The following is a 1703-nucleotide window of genomic DNA, read 5'->3' as shown; positions in this document are numbered from 1 at the left end:
CCCCACGGCCATTCGGCCGGTGACGCGATTCTGGTGGAGATCACCAACGCCATCCAGAACGCGGTTCCCCCGAGTTCTCTGGTTGCTCGCTCGGGCGGTGAGGAATTCGCGATCCTGACCGTCACCGACGACGCCGTCGGGTTGTCACGGCTGGCCGACGACATTCGGCTGACGGTGTCTTCCTCCACCGATGCCACGGTCAGCGTGGGCGGGGTGTGCGCGGAGATCATCGAAGCGACCTACCACTCGGACCATCCGACCCTGTCCGAGCTGATGGATCGTCTCTCGGCCCAAGCCGACCAACTGCTCTACGCCGCCAAGGGAATGGGCCGCAACCGTGCCGAAACCGCGACGGTTGCGCCCTCCTACTGGCGACACCTGCGCTCGTCGCCAACGGACGAGCAGGACGACGGCCACTGACCGTCGAGCAGCCGACAATTCCGTCCATATCCGCATGACCCTGTCCGGGGGATCCGACCCCGGCCGATCCCGAAGGTGCCCGTGGTGGAGATACTCGATCCGACCGATGACCGGCAACGCATCGCAGAGTTGCGCGCTTCGCCGGCCATCTCGTTCGTCGACGCCTGGATGCAAGCAGGTCCCGAGCTCGCGGTACTCGACCGACTCGTTCACGTGGATCCGGAGACGTCGGCGCCCGAGCCCGTCGACGTCACCGACGAGGAGCTCGTCGAGCGCCGCAGCCGCTATGTCCTGTTCCCGTGGCGCTCGACGCTGGTACGTCTCCCCGACGCCGAGCTCTACCATCGGCTCAAGACCGCCCGCAACCGACACCTGTTGACCGGGCGTGAGCAGCAGATCTGGGGTGGCGCGGTGATCGCTGTCGCCGGCCTCAGTGTGGGCTCATCGGCCCTGACCGCCGCCGCGCTGACCGGGGCACGCCGATTCCGCATCGCCGACTCCGACGAGCTCGCGCCCACCAACCTCAATCGCATCGTCGGGTCGGTGACCGATCTCGGTGTCAGCAAGGTTGAGCTCGCGCGCAGGCGCATCCTCGAAGGCGACCCGTATACGCAGGTCACGACGTTTCCCGACGGTTATCGTCCCGACCTCGCCGAGGCGTTCCTGGGCTCGGCGGCCTTCGCGGGTTCCACCGAGGAACTGCCGGCCTCGGTCATCATCGAGGAGATCGACGACGTGGCGATGAAGATCGACATGCGGCGACGCGCCCGTGCGGCCGGGGTGCCGGTACTCAGTGCCACCGATATGGGCGAGGACGTCGTCCTCGACGTCGAGCGCTATGACCTCGACCCGGACTATCCGATCTTCCACGGCCGCGGTGAGGGCTTCTCGGCCGGCGACGCCGCCGACCCCGCTCAACGACTCCAGATGGCACTGGCCATCGTCGGTGACGAGGTCACGCCTCGGATGGCGTTCTCCGCAAGCCAGCTCGGACGCAGCGTCACCTCGTGGCCGCAACTCGGGTCGACCGCCGCGATGGCCGGGGCGCTGGTGGCAACGGCTGCACGCAACATCGTCTGTGGTCGGCCCGTCCGGTCCGGCCGCTATAGGTTCGGCATCGAGGAGATCCTTCTCGGGTCCGACGCGGGGACGCACGAGGGATGGAACGAACTCGGTCAGGCAGAATTCGCCTCAGCGGCGCAGGCCATGGGCGAGGGCGCCGGAAAGAGCTGACGCCGAACGGTCGTGGTGACGCACCGGCGGGGGGGGGGCCCCCCCCCCCG

General features: G+C 68.1%; 2 protein-coding genes. Both read left to right on the top strand.

Annotated features, from left to right (window positions below; genetic code table 11):
• Nucleotides 1-420 (top strand): GGDEF domain-containing protein (locus B1964_RS03760; protein ID WP_139765617.1); only part of this gene is annotated, 420 nt, incomplete at its 5' end.
• 81 nt (nt 421-501) lie between these two features.
• Entirely contained in the window at nt 502-1653 is a 1152-nt protein-coding gene (locus B1964_RS03755) for a ThiF family adenylyltransferase (RefSeq protein ID WP_079928905.1), read from the top strand.
• Nucleotides 1654-1703 lie beyond the last annotated feature (50 nt).

The sequence above is a fragment of the Gordonia sp. i37 genome (genome assembly GCF_002043085.1).
Lineage (GTDB): Bacteria > Actinomycetota > Actinomycetes > Mycobacteriales > Mycobacteriaceae > Gordonia > Gordonia polyisoprenivorans.
The sequence above is the reverse complement of the archived record's forward strand: the minus strand, read 5'-3'. Positions and strand labels throughout refer to the sequence as shown.